Raw genomic sequence first — 17,635 nt, 5'->3', positions numbered from 1 at the left:
AATATCGGAAGCAGATGAGTCTGTCCGATATTTTTATATTTAATATTTTGTTGAGAACTTATCAAATAGAGCAAATAACTTATTTGTTATGAATTGGAACAATCTCATAAGTGATTCTAACATCAAGGAGAGAATGACTGTGAGGATAATGGTAATCGGTGAGATTTTGGATAACAAAAAGATAGAGTGAAATAACAAGCCTGAAATCACCAAACCGATGATGTTAAAGAGTACGACAATGGTTTTCATTCGATTGAGCGGCTGAATAAGCTTGATGATGATAATGAAACCAACTACTGCTAATAAGATAACAGACGATGTCGCCACTTCTTGCGTAGATAACCGAAAAATCCGACCACAAGCCATGACAATCAAAACGGCTAGTAAATCAACAAAAGCTGCTGGTATCGCATTCTGTAAAACCGTTCTGATGAAACGCCCTCGAATGCGCTGCTTGTTGGGCTCCAAAGCTAACATAAATCCAGGTATACCAATAGTGAACGCACTAATCAAGGAAACCTGTGATGCTTGCAAAGGATAGGTAAAAACAAACAAACTGGACAAAATAGCTAGTGAAATGGAAAAGATATTTTTTACAAGAAATAAACTAGCGGAACGCTGAATGTTATTGACAACCCTACGTCCTTCTGTCACAATATGCGGCATATGCGAAAAGTCAGAATCCAGCAAAACAACTTGTGCAATCTGTTTGGTAGCACCGTTGCCTGACTCCATAGCAATGCTGCAATCTGCAGTCTTCATTGCTAAAATATCATTTACACCGTCACCTGTCATGGCGACTTTGTGCTGATTAGCTTGAAGTGCTTGGACTAATTTTTGTTTCTGTTGAGGGGTCACTCGACCAAAGACCGTATATTTTTCAACTGCTTGAGTGATTTTTTCATCAGTATCCAAGTTTTGCGCGTCTACATAATTTTCTGCATGAGGAATCTCTGCTTTGGCAGCCACTGCAGCAACTGTGACAGGATTATCTCCTGAGATAACTTTGACTTCCACACCTTGAAGAGCAAAATAGGAAAAGGTTTCAGCTGCATTTTCTCGAATTGGATTTTCTAATAAGATGAAGAGTAGGGGGTCTACTGTTTGAGTCAAATCACCTGTAAATGGATGATTTTTTGATTCAGCAAAAACAAGAACTCGTGAACCACTTTCTGCATATTGTTGAAAATAGTTGCGATATTCTTTCAACTTTTCTTTTAATACAAACTCTGGAGCACCTAAAATAAAATTGCCTTCTTTGAAAGAAATAGCACCAAACTTGGTCTTTGAACTAAACGGAAGGGCCTTCACTACGGTCCAAGCCTTTTCTACTACTTCTGAAGCAAAAAAGTCTCGAATTGCTACAATCGTTTCATTTTCATCTGGACTTGCTGCCAAATATTGTTTAAGAGCTTCCTGTGAGGCATTATTGTCTTGCTGAACAGAGAGTACTTGTGCAACTTTCATCGTATTTTCCGTAATGGTTCCTGTCTTATCTACACACAAAACATCTACACGAGAAAGAGACTCAATCCCTTTCATACTATTTAATAAAACCTGCTGTCTTGCTAGACTAGCTGCTCCCAAAGCCAGCGCCAGAGTCATCAAAAGATAAAGCCCTTCTGGAATCATCCCAATAATAGCTCCTACCGTGGAGACAATACTAACTTGAAAACTTTCGTGATTGGTCACATAACTTTGGAAAAACAGAAGAAGCCCTAAAGGAATAATCAAAAATCCAATCACTTTAACCAGATTATTGACCGAACGTACCATTTCCGATTCTTCTTTTCCAGAGACTTCTTTTGCTTTCAATGTCAGTTGATTGATGTAGGATTCATCGCCTACTTTTTCCAAGCGAGCATAGGCTTTGCCAGATACGACAAAACTGCCTGACATGACAGTATCATCTATTTTCTTTGCGATTTCATCTGCTTCTCCTGTCAACTGTGATTCATTGACTTTCAATTCACCTGATACAATCTTAGCGTCTGCATAGATTTGGTCTCCTGTCGAGAAAAGAACGATATCATCTTGTACTAAATCTTTTGTCTCTAGTTGGATTTCTTTACCGTCTCGCACGACAATCGCTGTATAGTGATGAAGCAACTGCATATTGCTCAATATTTTGCGCGCTCTAAGCTCTTGAACAATTCCAATCAAAGAATTGATAATAACAATAGGCAAAAAGAGTAGATTGTTCCACGATTGTACAATTATCAACAATAGAGCAAGAACAAAAAAGATGAAATTAAAGTAAGTAAAAACATTGGATTGAATGATTTGCCAAGTTGTTTTTTCCGTGCTAACCGTTACTTCGTTGACCAAGCCTTTTTGGACGCGTGCTTTAACTTCTTTTTGACTAAGCCCTGTGTATATCTGTTCTGACATATAGCCTCCATTTACAAATCATATTAGTATTCTATCAAAAAAGTTATCCTTAGGTCATAGAAAAGTCATAAAACTGGAAAACATGAGATTTTTCATACCTTTTCTACAAAACTTTAAAATAGAACAGCTACAAAAAAATCCCAACAGAAATTTGTTGGGAAAGGATGTTACATTTTTTAAACCACACCTATTTAGTTTTAGTTATTCATTAAAACTTTTCTTGGCTTGGTGCCTTCTGCTGGACCGATGACACCTGCAGCTTCCAACTCTTCCATCAGTCGAGTCGCACGATTAAATCCGACGGACAATCGACGTTGGAGCATTGAAGCACTCGCTTTTTGAGTTTCTATGACCAAAGCCTTGGCTTCTTCAAAGAGTGGATCACCTTGTTCACTCTCACTACCTGAATCCATGTCATTCTCAGATACTTCGCCTGGGTCAAAATTATCATCATAGTCTGCTTCGGCTTGATTCTTAACAAAAGTGACAATGCGCTCCACATCTTCATCAGAGATGAACGATCCTTGCAGACGAACGGGATGATTTTCATCAATCGGCTTAAAGAGCATATCCCCACGTCCCAAGAGTTTCTCTGCACCATTTTCATCTAGAATCGTTCGGCTATCAGTTCCACTAGAGACAGCAAAAGCAATCCGCGAAGGAACATTTGCCTTGATGAGCCCAGAGATAACATCAACAGACGGTCGCTGAGTGGCCAAAATCATATGAATACCAGCTGCTCGAGCTTTTTGTCCCAAGCGAATAATGGCATCTTCCACTTCTTTGCTGGCTACCATCATAAGGTCTGCCAACTCATCCACAATAACCACAATCAAAGGAAGAGGAACTTGTTTATATTCTGGTTGACTAGCATTGTACTCGGCTACTTTGGCATTGTAACCCGCAATATTGCGCGCGCCAACCTTAGAAAAGAGCTCATAGCGATTTTCCATTTCATCGACCACTTTTTGCAAAGCCCGACTCGCTTTGCGAGGATTGGTCACAACAGGAATCAGTAAGTGGGGAATATCATTATAGACAGACAATTCGACCATTTTAGGATCGACCATCATGAACTTGACTTCATCTGGTCGTGCTTTCATGAGAATACTAGCAATAATACCGTTGACTGCAACAGATTTCCCTGAACCAGTCGAACCTGCTACTAGCAAATGAGGCATTTTTGCCAAATCAAATGTCCGAACAGAGCCATTGACTGCTTTCCCCAAAGGGATTTCGAGTAATTTCTTGTCGTCTGTCTTAGACTGCTCCCAGAGCTCACGGAAAGTAACCGTCGCAATCTCGGAATTCGGAACTTCAATTCCGACTAGAGATTTTCCCGGAATAGGTGCTTCAATCCGCACATCTTTAGCTGCCAAAGCCAGAGCTAAATCGTCAGCCAGATTGGAAATGCGATTGACCCGCACTCCGACAGCTGGCTTGACCTCGTACTTAGTCACAGACGGTCCGATTTCAGCACGTTCAACGCTAGCACGAATGCCAAAGCTAGCAAATGTTTCTTCTAAAATCTTGATATTTTCGCGAACAATTTTCTTTTCTTTAGATTGATTTTTAGGCTTGTCTGGCGCAAACAAATTGATTGTTGGAAGTTTGTAATCTAAACTTTCTTTGGGGGTGAAATTAACCTCAACATCTTCATCTGTGTTATCTTGCTGCTCTTCTTTGTGTTGTTTCTCAGACAAACTCTCATCATAATCATAAATTTCTGGTTCTGCTTCTTCAAACTGAATCGGCGTATGAGCTAAGACCTCATCATCTAAAATTTCTCCCGTTTCAGAATCAATTTGTGGCTCGTCTTGCTCTACCTGAATAGCATTCATCGCTGCTTGCGCAGCTTTTTCTTCTTTTTCTATAAAACGTTGCTGACGCTTTGCTTCTCGCTTCTCACTCCAAGCATAATAGGTTTCACTTAATTTTTCAAAAATATCATAAATCGAATATGGACTGATGAGTAGCGCCCCTAGCAATATTAAGAGGAGCCCGATAAAGTAGGTGCCAATATTTGAAAATAAAAAGGCTATAGGAGTATAGAGTGTCGCTCCTAATAAACCACCACCAGCAAAAGCACTGACTTTAACAGCTGTCAAATCCGTTAAAATCCGTGACAAGGTTGTACTTAGAACCTGTCCTTTTAAATTTAAAACATTTACAAAATAAGCTTGAAACATAAGCAGCAAGCCAATAAAAATACTGAAAAAGCCTGATTTATACCCTTCATGCTTATTGACCCACTTAAAAAAGAAAAGATAAATGAGACTGGCTATAATAACTACATAAGCTAAACTTCCTACCAATAAGCGAATGAGATTGTAAAGAGTGATCCCAACGACACCCCATTTTAATGCTGCAAAAAGAAGCAAAAAAGCTACTCCGAAAGTTATCAACATCCTCCGAATGGCCTTTTGCCGTTCTAACTCTGCTTTTGTAGGTCGTCTCGTTGTCCGACCTTTTTTACTATTTTTCTTACTTGCCATAACTTTTATTATACCATAAGTCGGACACTAATCCAATGAAAGAAAAAAGCAGAAAATCAATGTTCCTGCTTTTAAATAATAATCTTTACTTCCAAATCACATCACCATCACCATCATCTATTGGTAAAACAAACCACAAAATCAAATAAGGGATTAGACCGATTCCATATACAAAAAATGCTACTCCCCAGATCAGTCGCACAATGGTAGGATCTATGTCAAAATAATTTGCTACGCCTGCACAGACACCTGCAATTTTCTTATTCCGCACATCTCTTGTCAATCGTTTAGCCATTCTCTATCCCTCCTTTATAAATTTATTATAACATAAATTTTTTACCACTAAATAAATATCATAAAGAAGTTCCATAATCTGGTTGACAGATATTATCGGCAGCAAGATTAAAAAAGTTGCTGTTGCAGTTGACCTAGAATAAAGCGAGAAATTGGTCCAACAATCAGAAAATTCAAGGGAAAAGCCACAATAAAATTGGTCAACCAAGCTCCAAAGTAATTGGATACTGAAAGCGGTACGCTGTTAAAAAATATACCATAAAAAGGCATCAATGAAACCATAATCAGAACCATACCACCTGAAACAACGAGGATCTTCTGCCAAGGTTTATGGCGTTCTGTTAAAAATTTAAAAGCAACTCCCTTCACAACTGGTCCTGCCACAAGAAGGTCTAAGAGAAAAGTGGTAATCAATCCAGGAACATATCCCATTGCTAGATGAGCCCATGAAAAATATCCTACAACGGACAGGTTCCAAATGCTCATTCCAAATACCATCATGCTGCACATAAGGGCTGTAAAAAAATAATGATTCCTTAAAATTCTTCGGCATAAAAACTCCATTTCTTTGTTGATAAACGCTATTTTAGCACAAAAAATTTTTTTCTCGTAAGCAAATTTACAAAACTTTTCATAAGAAAATGTTTTCATACTTTAAACGATTGAACTATCTTTACATCAAAAAAGTAGCCCGATAGTGCCTTTCAGTTAGCATGGACAAACTCTCAAAAGGTTTGAAAAAGGCTTTTATTTATAGTAAAATGTGAATAGTTCAACATTCAGAAAGGAAATCTATGAAAAAATTACTTATCTTAGGACTGGCTGCTGGTTTATTTTTGACAGGCTGTACAAACTTACAAAGAGCTATTAGAGGAAATGACTATGTAGACTCCAGCCTTGCTTCCGAATCCAGCTCAAGAGCAGCGGAAAAACAAAAAGAAGAGCAAAAAGCTGCTTTGAGCGATAAAAATGCTAACTTTCCACAGCTGTCTGACAAGGTCGCTGACGATGAAGCGGAAGTGAAAATAACCACAACTGAAGGTGCTATTTCTATGAAGCTTTTTCCAAAATATGCTCCACTTGCAGTTGAAAATTTCTTAACGCATACTAAGGAAGGTTATTATAACGGCGTGACTTTCCACCGTGTCATTAAGAACTTTATGATTCAAACAGGAGACCCTAAGGGAGACGGTACTGGTGGTGAATCCATTTGGAAAGGCAAAAATTCTAAGATCGACTCTGGAAGTGGCTTTAAAACAGAGATTTCGTCTTATCTCTACAATATCCGTGGCGCATTAGCCATGGCTCGTTCTTCCAATCCAAATTCCAACGGTAGTCAATTTTTCATCAACCAAAATACCAAGGACAGTTCTAATCAGCTCTCTAGTACAACTTATCCTGAAAAAATCATTGAAGCCTATAAAAAAGGTGGAAATCCAAGTTTAGATGGAAATTACACTGTCTTTGGGCAAGTCATTTCTGGCATGGAGGTCGTGGATAAAATCGCTGCTACCGAGACTGGCGAAAACGACAAACCCAAAAAAGAAATTAAAATTGAGAAAATTGAAGTCATCAAGGACTATACATTTAAGAAATAATCACAAAACGAGTCTGGGCAAAAATGTTCCAGACTCGTTTACTTTCTAGAATAAAACTCATTGAGTGGTCTCTAATGTGCTGATGCTATCAGCTTTTACAGCCCTACTCAACCTTACGGAGTGGTGGGACGACAAAATCGATTTCTTACGAAATACTGATTTTTGTCCTACACCCCGTTTTCTTTATGCCTACGTTAATTGATTAAAATCCCAAATCTGATCTACCCATCCTTTGTAGAAGTCAGGCTCATGGCAGACCATGAGAATACTCCCTTTGTATGCTTGGAGAGCGCGCTTGAGCTCATCTTTGGCATCCACATCGAGGTGATTCGTAGGCTCATCCAGTACTAAGACATTATTTTCTCGGTTCATGAGGAGACAAAGTCGAACCTTAGCCTGCTCACCTCCTGAGAGAACTTGAATCTGGCTTTCAATATGCTTGGAGGTCAGACCGCAGCGAGCCAGAGCAGCACGAACTTCCGCTTGATTGAGTGACGGGAAAGCATCCCAAACAGCTTCCAAAGGGGTCTGGCGATTACCACCAGCTGTCTCCTGCTCAAAATAGCCCAATTCCAAATAGTCTCCACGCTCTACTTGACCAGCAAGAGGAGGAATGATTCCAAGCAAACTTTTTAAGAGAGTTGTTTTCCCGATTCCGTTGGCTCCGATAATGGCAACTTTCTGATTGCGCTCAAAGGTTAGATTAAGGGGCTTTGTCAAAGGACAATCGTAACCAATTTGCAACTCTTCTGCTTGAAAAATAAAGCGCCCTGGTGTACGAGCCATTTTGAAGTCAAAGGAAGGCTTAGGCTTCTCACCCTGCAATTCAATCAGCTCCATTTTGTCTAATTTTTTCTGGCGGGACATAGCCATATTGCGGGTAGCCACCCGAGCTTTGTTGCGCGCTACAAAGTCTTTTAAATCAGCAATTTCCTTTTTCTGGCGCTCGTAAGCTGCTTCCAGCTGAGATTTCTTCATCTCATAAACTTCTTGGAATTGATAATAATCACCAGAATAGCGGGTCAAGTTTTGATTTTCTACATGGTAGACGATATTGATTACATCGTTTAAGAAAGGAATATCATGGGAAATGAGCACGAAAGCATTTTCATAATTTTGCAGATAGCGCTTGAGCCAATCAATATGCTCTGCGTCCAAATAGTTGGTAGGCTCATCTAAGAGCAAGATGTCTGGTTTTTGAAGGAGAAGTTTTGCTAAGAGCACCTTGGTTCGTTGACCTCCAGAAAGAGCGGTGACATCCGTTTCCATACCGTAATCCATAACCCCTAAAGCACGGGCCACCTCATCAATCTTAGCATCTAAAGTATAAAAGTCTCGACTTTCCAATCGCTCCTGCAATTCACCCACTTCTTCCATAAGGACATCAACATCAGCTCCGTCTTCTGCCATAGCTAGATATATCTCATTGATCCGATCTTCAGTCTTGAAAAGTTCATCAAAAGCCGTCCGCAACACATCACGCACGGATTGACCTTCTTTCAACACAGCGTGCTGATCTAAGTAACCAGCTGTCACATACTTAGACCACTCAACCTTGCCTTCATCTGGCAACAATTGACCAGTTACAATGCTCATAAAGGTGGATTTCCCTTCACCGTTTGCTCCAACTAAACCGATATGCTCACCCTTAAGCAAGCGGAAAGATACATCCTCAAAAATAGCCCGGTCACCAAAACCGTGGCTCAAATTTTTTACTTCTAAAATACTCATTCTTATAAAACTTTCTGATTTATTGAGCGTGAGATAGAATCTGCACTTCAAAAATTATATCATCTTCTTGGTCAAATTGGCAAGGACAGAAAAAATAGTCTGGAATAACAGTATTCCAGACTCGATAAAACTCAATGCACTTTAGTTGAATACCTTCTAATGTGCTGATACTATCAGCTTTTTCAGACTTACTCAACCTTGCAGGGCTGGGACAACAAAATCAATTGCTGACAAAACGCTGATTTTGTTCCATTCTTATTTCATAATATTAAACAGCCAACTATAAAGCCTGATAAAGCCAAGCTCTCCATCTACAACTGCTAACTCATTCTTTAAATTAATTCTTTCAAAAACGCTATCAAGGTCTCAGCTGATCGCCTGCCAGCTTCATGGATAAATTCGTCAAAGCTGATATTTGCATCATGAGAAGCTGTATCACTCATGGCACGAATGACCATAAAAGGCAGACCGATAGAATGGGTTGCTTGCGCAATGGCTGCTCCTTCCATTTCTACCGCTAAAACATCTGGAAAATGCTGCTTAATAGCTTGAATCTTGTCTTGTCCCGCAATAAAACTGTCTCCTGTTGCAATCAAGCCAACGCGACTTGTCTGATGTGTCTTTTCTAAAATCTTTCTCATTTCAGAAACCAAATAGCGGCTCGCTTCAAAATACAGTGGCTGGCGCGCCATTTGTCCGTATTCATAGCCAAAAGCTGTTACATCTACATCGTGGTACACTAGCCGGTCAGCCACTACAACATCGCCGATTTTTAGGCCTTCAGCTACTGCCCCAGCAGAACCTGTATTGATGACAGCTGTCACTTTAAACTCATTGACCAAAACAGCCACACTCATAGCAGACATGACCTTTCCGATCCCGCTTTCGACCAGCACAACTTCATGACAACCGATACTTCCCGTATGATAAACATGTCCCAAACGTAAGTGCTTTTCAGCATTTTCTAAGTTTTCCACTAAGATTTTTAATTCCTCAGGCATAGCTGCAATAATTCCGATTTTCATTATTTCCTCTCATTCTATCACAAAAAAAGCGAAAGTCGAGCTTATCGCTTTTTATAGCCAAATAATAGCAGCAATCAAAGCAATCAAAAGCAGGACAATCCAAAATAGAATTTTGTTTAATTTCGCTTGGAATACTCCGCGTTTTGCATTTTCAATGCGTCGGCTTTTGGTCACCGTTGGTTCTACATCAATTTGCAGCGTATCTTGATTGAAACCGCTAGTTGGAGAAGAATAAACAAACTGACTTCTAGTCGTTTTTAAAATTTTGGTTTCTTCCTCATCATGCAAAGGTGGACCTGAAATATCTTCACCACGATTTGCCCTTTCAATCATTTCATCTGTTAATAAAGGTCTTCCCATGAGCGTTCCCCTATCTTCGATTCATTTTCATTTCCCAATATTGGAGTGCAATAATGGTTTTTGCATCACAAATATCACCACTAGCAAGGAGAGCTTTCGCTTCTTCCAAAGTCGCTTCATAGAGTTCTAAGGTCTCGTCCTCATCTTGTGGACGAGGGTTTTCAACTTTTGTCAAATGGCTAGCACTATAAAGTTTGGTTTGCTCATTGCAAAAGCCAATCGCCGAATAGAAATCATAGAGCTGTTCTAACTCACCGGTATAACCCGTTTCTTCTTCTAATTCACGCAAAGCTGCAGCCTCAGGATCCGCATTTTCACCGACTTCTAACTTGCCTGCCGGAATTTCATAAGAGGTTGCTTCAATAGCTTTGCGGTACTGCTTGACCAAAATCAGTTTATCTTCTGGTGTTAGCGCGATAACTGCCACCGCTCCATTATGGAAAATCAAATCACGGTAAGCTGTTCCTTTTCCTGCTGGCAACTGAACTTCGTCTTTTACAAGTTTAAAAATAGGACCTTGGTAAATTTCTGTTCGCTTTAGTGTTTTTTCTTCAAAATCCATAGCAATTCCTACTTATTATCTGGATGATGCGGCAAGCGTTTAGCGTATTCTTCTTTATTGATCTGACGACCACGACCAAGAGCAATCGCATCAGCTGGCACATCCTTGGTAATGGTTGAGCCTGCACCTACAAGAGAATTGTCCCCAAGTTCTACCGGCGCAATAATGGTTGAATTAGAACCTACAAAGACATTGTTCCCAATGACGGTCTTAAATTTGTGCTGTCCGTCATAATTAACTGTAATCGTTCCAGCACCAAAATTAACATTCGCACCCACTTCAGAATTACCAATATAGGTCAGATGCCCAGCTTTGGTATTTTCACCGATAGAAGAACCTTTCACTTCAACGAAATTACCAACATGTACATTTTTAGCAAGGCTTGAATCTGGGCGAACATGAGCGTAAGGTCCCACCGTTACACCGTCTGCAACTGTAGACTCTTCAATCATCGAATTGGTAATAACCGTTTGTTCACCAATAACAGAGTCAACAATATACGTACCATTTGTCAGAATGCTGCCTGCGCCAATTTTCGTTTGACCTTTCAAGGTAACATTGGCTTCAATTTGTACTTCTGGTTCAATCTGTACGTCTACATCAATATAAGTCGTTTCTGGATTTACAAAACTAACGCCATTCACCATGTGAGCTTGATTGATTCGACGACGCATAATACTTTCTGCCGTTGCCAATGCCACGCGGTCATTGACACCAAGACTTTCATCAAAGTCTTTCAGAGTATAAGCGCCGACTTTTTCGCCATTCTCACGGAAAATGCCGATTACATCTGTGATGTAGTATTCTCCTTGCGCATTGTTGGTATTGATATTTTTCAGGGCTTCAAAAAGACGAGCGTTATCAAAAACATACGTTCCTGTATTGATTTCTTTGATTTGCTTTTCAAAATCCGAAGCATCCTTTTGCTCCACAATTTTGAGCACTTCTTCCTGCTGATTACGGACAATCCTCCCATAACCAAATGGATTTTCCGCTTCTGCTGTCAAGATCGTTGCAACATTTTTGTGGTTGACATGAAAGTTAATCAAATTTTTCAGGCTTTCACCTGTGATTAACGGAGTGTCTCCTGCAATGACTAATGTTTGCCCTGCCAAACCTTCCAGCACAGGCTCTGCCATCATCACAGCATGACCAGTTCCTAATTGCTCTGTTTGACGAACAAATTCTGTCTGCCCCGCCAATACCTGCTCCACCAGCTCTGCCTTGTGCCCGACCACTGTCACAGTCTTTTCTGGTGCAATGGCAGCAACACTTCTAAATACGTGTTCTAACATCGAAATTCCAGCAACTTTGTGAAGCACTTTTGGTAAATCTGATTTCATGCGAGTGCCTTTTCCAGCTGCTAAAATAATTGCATAGTTTGTCATAATAGTTCCTTTTATCAAAGTAAATTTACTTTATTATATCACTTTTTGTGTCATTTGTTAAGATTTTCTCCATGACACATATATATGTTTGTTTCATAGTGGATAAACCTTATGAAATTCCTCAAGAACAACTTTAGAATCTTGGTTAAAGGTAAATCCCACTTCCTCCAACCAAGGTCGGAAAACTTCCTCATGCACCTTCCGCCAATAAGCCAAAGATTTATCTCCCTCTCCTTCTTTAAAAGCGTGCTCTGCAGACACTTGATTGAAAGGGACAACCGCTACCTTGGTCACTTTAATGATACAGACAGCTTGACCCTGACCGTCTAAAATCACATCAAAGGTTCCTGCTTGAGGAATCGGCTCGCCATCTATCTGATACAAATCGTAGACCGAAGCCGTCGCAGTCTTCTCTCCTTTCAAAACTAAATCCGCCAGCTGATCTGGCTCTACACCAAATGCCCAGGCGTCTATTTTGTCGCCGATTGCGGGGTTGATTGTTTTGTATTCATTCCATAATTGTTCTGGGGTCATGGTTTCTCCTATCTATTACTGATTTCAACTCATAAGCTGGATAAGCTCCTAAACATTGATAGCCTAGCTTCTCAGCTATTTTCTTTGAGGCTTCATTATGAGCGTCCCAGAGCGGAAAAACGCTACGCTGCAGGGATTCCAAAATCATCTTCGCCCCAAGAACAGTAGCTAAACCTTGCTGTTGACAAGTCGGTTTTGTTGCAATCTCAATTTCAATGGCTTTTTGGTAGACAAGTGCTGTCGAGACCCCAGCGACGATTTCCTGACCCTTCCGGATCACAAAGCCAAAAGCTCCGCTTTCTTGAAAGTCTTTAAAAGTTGCAAAATTCCCCTGCAAATCCTGAGACCATTCTTCCTGAGCTAGTTCTTGATAGGTTTTTGAATTGATTGCCTCAATAACGAGCTGCTTCGATAGCTGCTCCACGATGTTTTTCAATACCTTGTCATCAAAATCTGCCTCATCTTTAAAAGCATAGCGGGTAAAGGTAGATAAGGCTGGACAAGAGGATAAGCAGACCTGCCAAGAAACCTCTTCTGTTATGAGAATTCGGTAGTCTGGCTCACAGATGTCTCTATAATCAGCCAGCAACGCCATATCTGCCCGTCCAGCCAAAAAGAGAAAATCTCCCTGTTCGTACAAAATGGCGGTCTCGTCTTCATTTGTATAAAACTGCCCTAGCTTCGCCTTCAAACCATATCTCACCATATTCTTTTTCCAATATTGGAAAGAATTCTGCAGTCTTGGCTCAATGGTCGTTGCTTTCATTCTACTTGCTACCTCACTTCAAACTCCAGCCACCGTCAATCTTGACAATCTCTCCCTGCATGGACTGAGCTTTTCCCGAGGCAAGAAAGAGGGTCAGCTCAGCGACTTCTTCTGGTTCTATCCAGCGCTTGATCGGCGTTTTTTCAGCAACCCAATCTGCTAAGCCACCTGGTTCAAAATCTGCCGCAGTCATCTTGGTTTTAACTGCTCCTGGTGCAATTCCAAAAATCTGAATTCCTGCTTCAGCATAATCAAGTGCTAATTGCTTGGTAAATCCTGCTAAAGCATGCTTAGAAGAGGTATAAGCATGCCCGCCACCACCAGCTAAACTCGATGCAATAGAGCACATATTGATAATGATGCCTGATTGTTTCTTCAACATCTGCGTCAGATAATAACGAGTTAGCTCTACTGGTGTTACATAGTTAATCTCGAAAATTTCTTGGATCTCCTGAGCGGATTGCTCAAGAAGTGGCTTGTAATCATCCAGCACTCCAGCTGTATTGCAGAGGACATCCACCTGCGGGCACCAGTTAAAAACTGACTGAAGCGCCAGCGTTAAATCTTGTTGAAGAAAATGAAAATCTCCTGTCAGGTTTGGTTTTTTAGACTGGTCTACACCATAGACGCGCCAGCCATTTCCCAAAAAGAGCTGTGCCTGTGCTCGTCCAATCCCTGAACTGACTCCCGTCACCAGTACTGTCTTAGTCATGAACTTCCACCCAGTCATCTGCTAAGACATCACAAGGAGTTGGGCTCCACATGGAAAAGCCTTCCCCTTCGCCTGACACGTTGATAAGAAAGTACGGAGTCACATCAAGTGTCACTCCATTTTGTTCAATACTGTCAAAAAGCTGGATGTAGTTCTCTGCCCCACCCCAACCAGTACGAACGTATTTCTTCTTAGCTTTCAGACCTGGTAAAATTTCTTCAAATGTCATTATCTTATACCTCTTTTTTCTTTTCATATAACTAGTATAGCAAAATATGATGTCCTACGCTGTTTTTTCCTTGCCTTTTGCTGCTACTTCTGTTAGACTTGCAAGAGTAAATGAATTTTGAGTGAGTATTTTTGTTTTTCATCTTTACTTTTTCTATTTTTTACGCAACATTTTAGAGAAAGGAAGTAAGATGTATGGCACAAGGTACAGTAAAATGGTTCAATGCTGAAAAAGGCTTCGGCTTTATTTCACAAGAAAACGGATCAGACGTTTTTGCTCACTTTTCAGCGATTCAATCCGACGGATTCAAATCACTGAATGAAGGTGACAAAGTAATGTTTAACATTGAAGAAGGTCAGCGCGGTCTTCAAGCAGTCAATATTACAACATTAGCATAAAACAAGACAAGACTGGAAATCCCAGTCTTTTTATTGTTTTAAAATGACGTTATAATGTCAAGCTCAATTTTTACCATAAACAGTCAAAATTGCAAGGATAATGAAATGTGTAGGGACATCTACTTAGTGCCTCCGCTTTTTCATTTCACTTTTTACCTATTTTTGCTTTCAGCAAACGGATGAACTCTTCATTGGTTCCATTCGTTATAATAGATTCATCACTATCTTTCTTTGCAACAATTTAGTGAAAGTATCAGTTGGAAGTTGTTCTACTAATTCTTCCCAACTGCGTTTCGTTAAACGGTTCAAATTCTTTAAGGCACTTGCTTCCAACCTTTTTCTTTCTGCTTCATGTTCAGGATAGCCCATACCAAATTCACCATCAAATAGTTTATCTAATGTATATTGCAGGTTCAATTCGCCTTGCCAACCAAAATTTAGCCCTAATGGCAGGGAAGCAACATTTCCTCCATTGATTCGTCCAAAGAGGAAAGCATCTTGTGGGGGCTCTATATAGCCACACAAAAGACCTGGTAAACTATTACAGGCAAGCATCATACCTTGACCTGAAGAACAACCTGTTACAACAAAATCTACTGCTCCACTTTCTATTAAGAGACTAATCGTCATCGCTATCTCAACATAAGAATACTGTTCATTCTCCTCCTCAAAAATACCAAAATTCAGCACTTCGTCAGACGATTGGACTGCTTTTTTACAGATTCAAATAGCAACGAATTCATATTTCTTCGAGTGGTTCCTTGGATAACCGCAACTCTCATTTCAACTCCTTTTCCATTTTGACAAAAAGGTAACTATCGCCATTGCTTTCCTGAGGCTGCCGCCCAATCACGTTGAAACCACAGCGAAGATAGAGCTTTTGAGCTCTTTGATTAAAATCTGCAACTGAGAGAGTTAGGCTTTTTACTGAGATATTTTCTTCAATAAACTGCAGAATGGTTTGTAAAAACTCTTCCCCTTGACCTTTACCACAATACTCTGGCTTCATCCCTAAACCTAGCTCTTGATTGTCTTTGCCAACTGGGAAAAGACAGAAAAAACCATACAATTCATCATTTTTGAGAATTTGATAATAGTGATTGCCACGCGCTTCAGGAGATAAAATTTCTTCATAATCCTCAGGATCTGCTTGCATATCATAAAAGCTATAAATTCCTTCATAATGCCAATTATTAGCAATTCCTTCTGCATTACTTTGCCTTAATGGTTCAATCTTCATAGATATCATTTCTCAAAATTCCCAATAAAAACGTTTCTGATCAGCTTTTTCCTCACAACCCAATTTTCGATAAAACTCATGAGCCTTCATTCGTGAAATACCAGAGTTTATTCGAATACCTGTGTAACCAGCTGCCACACCCTCTTCACGAATGGCCTGCATCAAAGCTTTGCCATATCCCTGACCTTGAAAATCTGGAGCAACAGCCAAAGCCAGCAAATTGAGCAAAGACGGAAAATATAAGCAATCATAGCTAGCTGCGTGGGCATAGTCAATCACTTGTCCAGCTTGGTTTTTGGCTACTAAAATAATCTGTTCTGGCTGCTGCAAAACTCGTGCTAATTGAGCTTTCGTTGCTCCAACATCATAATTGTAATCCAAGATCTCCAAGTTGATTTTTTGGATAGCTGCTACATCTGACAATTTTGCATGACAAATCATCAAAACACCTCATTTCTGCTTCTATTATATCAAAAAACAGCCTAGCTGGCTGTCTGGATTAAAACTCATCAATTGATTTCCGAATGTTGATATCCATAGATAAAATAGATAATTGTTCCAACTAGTAAGGCAAGCCCGAATGCTAGCCAAGTATCAGAGCCATATTGGCTCATGAAAGACAGGCAGATAATAATGGATAAGACAGGCGTCAGAGGTACAAAGGGAGTTTTAAATTCCCCTGCTTGAGGAAGTCCTTTATCCTTGCGCAACTTCAAAATAGCCACTGCTAACAAAATCAGATAAGCCAAGGTGCAGATATTTAGAAAGGATGCGATACTGGCTAGCGGAAAAATCCCCGCACAAACTGCTGCGGCTATTCCTACCAAAATCGTAGCATTTCTCGGTACACGACTAGTAGCAGTTAATTTTCTAAAAGACTTTGGCAACAAACCGTCACGCGCAATGCTGTAAATCATGCGCGACAGAGCATAAGTCATGGAAATGCAGACAGTAATCAAAGTCAAAATAGCCACCACTGACACATAATTAGCTGCCCAGCTAAGCCCCGCACTGCGAAGCGCAAACGCGACAGCATCTGCCACATCTAGCTTGCTGTAGTGAACAATCCCTGTCAGAACCAGTGTCACCAATATATAAAGTACCGTTACAATGGACAAAGATAGCACAATTCCTCGTGGAACATTTTTTTGTGGCTCCTTAATCTCGTCCACTGCCATAGAAATAGACTCAAAACCCAAAAAGGCAAAGAACATCAGAGAGGCGCCAGCCATAATTCCAACATTGCCACCATAGAGTTTACCAAAGCCAAACGGAGCAAAATGAGACCAATTTTCAGGCTTAATAAAGAAAATCCCTACAAAGATAAAAAGGGCAAGCGCCGAAAACTTCAAGATAACCAAAGCGGAATTAAATCGCAGAGCTGCTTTGGAATTTAACAGCACTACACCAGTCACAAATACCAAAACAAGAATCGGCAGTAAGTCTACATAAGTTCCTGCCTGCGGATTGAAGGTTCCATTGAGCGCTTTTGGCACACTCAACCCCAATCCGCTTAGCAAGCCTTTCAAATAGGAAGCCCAACCAGAGGCAACGCTAGATACCGCCGTCATAAATTCCATAATGGTCAGCCAACCTGCTATCCAAGCTGGAAACTCACCAAGGACAGCATAGAGATAGCTATAAGCACCTCCATTTGCAGGAATTCTTGATGCAAATTCTGCATAAAAGAAAGCAGAAATACTCACGCAAAGAGCAGAAATAATAATCGAAATTACCAAAGCGGGACCAGCTAGAGTTGCAGCCGCCGTTCCGGTAATCGTGAAAACACCCGTTCCCACCATAGCGCCAATTCCTAACAAAATCAAATCAAGCAATCGTAAATGACGACGCATACCAGTCCGATCTCGACTGACATCTTTTTTCCGAAAAATATTCATCCTAAACTCCAATT

At 40.3% G+C, this 17,635-nt stretch carries 18 protein-coding genes and 1 pseudogene; 2 read left to right on the top strand and 17 right to left on the bottom strand.

The features are described from left to right. Positions 1-39 precede the first annotated feature (39 nt). The 4 genes from ACOMA9_RS04545 to ACOMA9_RS04530 form a co-directional block, all read right to left on the bottom strand. Positions 40-2,391: an HAD-IC family P-type ATPase gene (locus ACOMA9_RS04545; protein WP_330944852.1), complete on the bottom strand. Its 2,352-nt coding sequence runs from the start codon at positions 2,389-2,391 to the stop codon at positions 40-42. A gap of 197 nt (positions 2,392-2,588) precedes the next feature. After that, positions 2,589-4,886 carry a DNA translocase FtsK gene (locus ACOMA9_RS04540; RefSeq protein WP_330944851.1) on the bottom strand — a complete coding sequence of 766 codons (2,298 nt, stop codon included), beginning with the start codon at positions 4,884-4,886 and terminating at the stop codon, positions 2,589-2,591. Between the two features lie 85 nt (positions 4,887-4,971). Then, positions 4,972-5,181 (bottom strand): PspC domain-containing protein, encoded by a 210-nt coding sequence (locus ACOMA9_RS04535; protein WP_151379846.1) that lies wholly within the window; start codon positions 5,179-5,181, stop codon positions 4,972-4,974. A gap of 107 nt (positions 5,182-5,288) precedes the next feature. Further along, complete coding sequence (locus ACOMA9_RS04530; RefSeq protein ID WP_003040012.1) at positions 5,289-5,831, bottom strand: DUF2798 domain-containing protein; 543 nt, start codon at positions 5,829-5,831, stop codon at positions 5,289-5,291. A 143-nt stretch (positions 5,832-5,974) separates the two neighbouring features. Here ACOMA9_RS04530 and ACOMA9_RS04525 point away from each other — a divergent pair, with 143 nt between their 5' ends. Beyond that, complete coding sequence (locus ACOMA9_RS04525; RefSeq protein WP_003028228.1) at positions 5,975-6,778, top strand: peptidylprolyl isomerase; 804 nt, start codon at positions 5,975-5,977, stop codon at positions 6,776-6,778. Between the two features lie 189 nt (positions 6,779-6,967). Here ACOMA9_RS04525 and ACOMA9_RS04520 read toward each other — a convergent pair whose 3' ends face one another. The 9 genes from ACOMA9_RS04520 to ACOMA9_RS04480 form a co-directional block, all read right to left on the bottom strand. Continuing rightward, positions 6,968-8,509, bottom strand: a complete 1,542-nt coding sequence (locus ACOMA9_RS04520) for an ABC-F family ATP-binding cassette domain-containing protein (RefSeq protein WP_330944850.1) — start codon at positions 8,507-8,509, stop codon at positions 6,968-6,970. 332 nt (positions 8,510-8,841) lie between these two features. Beyond that, positions 8,842-9,534: a 5'-methylthioadenosine/adenosylhomocysteine nucleosidase gene (locus ACOMA9_RS04515; RefSeq protein ID WP_247905547.1), complete on the bottom strand. Its 693-nt coding sequence runs from the start codon at positions 9,532-9,534 to the stop codon at positions 8,842-8,844. A 51-nt stretch (positions 9,535-9,585) separates the two neighbouring features. Beyond that, positions 9,586-9,894 (bottom strand): cell wall synthase accessory phosphoprotein MacP, encoded by a 309-nt coding sequence (gene macP, locus ACOMA9_RS04510; RefSeq protein WP_247905546.1) that lies wholly within the window; start codon positions 9,892-9,894, stop codon positions 9,586-9,588. A gap of 10 nt (positions 9,895-9,904) precedes the next feature. Then, positions 9,905-10,456: an NUDIX hydrolase gene (locus tag ACOMA9_RS04505; RefSeq protein ID WP_330944849.1), complete on the bottom strand. Its 552-nt coding sequence runs from the start codon at positions 10,454-10,456 to the stop codon at positions 9,905-9,907. Between the two features lie 8 nt (positions 10,457-10,464). Further along, a complete protein-coding gene (glmU, locus tag ACOMA9_RS04500; protein ID WP_330944848.1) occupies positions 10,465-11,844 on the bottom strand; it encodes a bifunctional UDP-N-acetylglucosamine diphosphorylase/glucosamine-1-phosphate N-acetyltransferase GlmU in 1,380 nt (459 codons plus the stop codon). Between the two features lie 93 nt (positions 11,845-11,937). Continuing rightward, positions 11,938-12,378 (bottom strand): ASCH domain-containing protein, encoded by a 441-nt coding sequence (locus ACOMA9_RS04495; protein ID WP_151379842.1) that lies wholly within the window; start codon positions 12,376-12,378, stop codon positions 11,938-11,940. Then, on the bottom strand, positions 12,353-13,144 hold the full coding sequence (locus ACOMA9_RS04490) for a GNAT family N-acetyltransferase (protein ID WP_049533632.1): 792 nt from the start codon (positions 13,142-13,144) through the stop codon (positions 12,353-12,355). The genes ACOMA9_RS04495 and ACOMA9_RS04490 overlap by 26 nt, the downstream gene beginning before the upstream one ends. Positions 13,145-13,157: 13 nt before the next feature. Next, on the bottom strand, positions 13,158-13,856 hold the full coding sequence (locus ACOMA9_RS04485; protein WP_151379841.1) for a 3-oxoacyl-ACP reductase: 699 nt from the start codon (positions 13,854-13,856) through the stop codon (positions 13,158-13,160). After that, positions 13,849-14,085 carry a DUF2829 domain-containing protein gene (locus tag ACOMA9_RS04480; protein WP_003028259.1) on the bottom strand — a complete coding sequence of 79 codons (237 nt, stop codon included), beginning with the start codon at positions 14,083-14,085 and terminating at the stop codon, positions 13,849-13,851. Before ACOMA9_RS04480 ends, ACOMA9_RS04485 begins: the two co-directional genes overlap by 8 nt. 194 nt (positions 14,086-14,279) lie before the next feature. Between ACOMA9_RS04480 and ACOMA9_RS04475 the strand changes: the two genes are divergently transcribed. Continuing rightward, a complete protein-coding gene (locus ACOMA9_RS04475; RefSeq protein ID WP_330944847.1) occupies positions 14,280-14,483 on the top strand; it encodes a cold-shock protein in 204 nt (67 codons plus the stop codon). A gap of 145 nt (positions 14,484-14,628) precedes the next feature. On the opposite strand, the pseudogene ACOMA9_RS04470 reads toward ACOMA9_RS04475, so the two are convergent. From ACOMA9_RS04470 to ACOMA9_RS04455, 4 genes and pseudogenes are all read right to left on the bottom strand, one after another. Continuing rightward, positions 14,629-15,265 (bottom strand): annotated as a pseudogene (locus tag ACOMA9_RS04470) (RpiB/LacA/LacB family sugar-phosphate isomerase). Continuing rightward, positions 15,262-15,723, bottom strand: coding sequence for a GNAT family N-acetyltransferase (locus ACOMA9_RS04465; RefSeq protein ID WP_151379840.1), 462 nt, complete (start codon positions 15,721-15,723; stop codon positions 15,262-15,264). Before ACOMA9_RS04465 ends, ACOMA9_RS04470 begins: the two are co-directional and overlap by 4 nt. A gap of 12 nt (positions 15,724-15,735) precedes the next feature. Beyond that, positions 15,736-16,164, bottom strand: coding sequence for a GNAT family N-acetyltransferase (locus tag ACOMA9_RS04460; protein WP_151379839.1), 429 nt, complete (start codon positions 16,162-16,164; stop codon positions 15,736-15,738). 68 nt (positions 16,165-16,232) lie between these two features. Continuing rightward, positions 16,233-17,621, bottom strand: a complete 1,389-nt coding sequence (locus tag ACOMA9_RS04455; protein WP_003028290.1) for an APC family permease — start codon at positions 17,619-17,621, stop codon at positions 16,233-16,235. Positions 17,622-17,635: the final 14 nt, after the last annotated feature.

The sequence above is a fragment of the Streptococcus atopicus genome (assembly GCF_049166725.1).
GTDB lineage: Bacteria > Bacillota > Bacilli > Lactobacillales > Streptococcaceae > Streptococcus > Streptococcus hominis.
Note: the sequence above shows the minus strand (reverse complement) of the source record. Positions and strands in the feature narration are given on the sequence as shown.